This window comes from Citrobacter sp. Igbk 14 (genome assembly GCF_028069825.1).
In the GTDB taxonomy this organism is placed as follows: Bacteria; Pseudomonadota; Gammaproteobacteria; order Enterobacterales; family Enterobacteriaceae; genus Citrobacter.
Genome location: NZ_JANEWM010000176.1, coordinates 1 through 548, shown reverse-complemented (window position 1 = coordinate 548; position 548 = coordinate 1). Strand labels below are relative to the sequence as shown.

The following is a 548-nucleotide window of genomic DNA, read 5'->3' as shown; positions in this document are numbered from 1 at the left end:
TATCACCTTACCGACGCTTATCGCAGATTAGCACGTCCTTCATCGCCTCTGACTGCCAGGGCATCCACCGTGTACGCTTAGTCGCTTAACCTCACAACCCGAAGATGTTTCGTAAAACACCATCGTGNTGCGAAAATTTGAGAGACTCGNACACACCGCTTTTCATTTCTTATTACGGAGAAATGAAACAGTGTGTCGTTTCAATTTTCAGCTTGATCCAGATTTTTAAAGAGCAAATATCTCAAACAAGACTCGGAAGTCTGTTTTGAGATACTTCGGCCGGCGACTTTCACTCACACAAACCAGCAAGTGGCGTCCCCTAGGGGATTCGAACCCCTGTTACCGCCGTGAAAGGGCGGTGTCCTGGGCCTCTAGACGAAGGGGACGTGAAGTCTCAATCGCAAGACGCCTTGCTATTNACTTTTCATCAGACAATCTGTGTGAGCACTACAAAGAACGTTTCTTTAAGGTAAGGAGGTGATCCAACCGCAGGTTCCCCTACGGTTACCTTGTTACGACTTCACCCCAGTCATGAATCACAAAGTGGT

Annotated in this window: 1 tRNA gene and 2 rRNA genes; all 3 read right to left on the bottom strand. The window is 47.7% G+C overall.

Annotation, left to right across the window (positions count from 1 at the left end):
- A 23S ribosomal RNA gene (locus NNN64_RS23015) occupies nucleotides 1–91 on the bottom strand; the annotation flags it as partial.
- 219 nt (nucleotides 92–310) lie between these two features.
- Nucleotides 311–386 (bottom strand) — tRNA-Glu (locus NNN64_RS23010).
- An 84-nt stretch (nucleotides 387–470) separates the two neighbouring features.
- Nucleotides 471–548, bottom strand: a 16S ribosomal RNA gene (locus NNN64_RS23005); the annotation flags it as partial.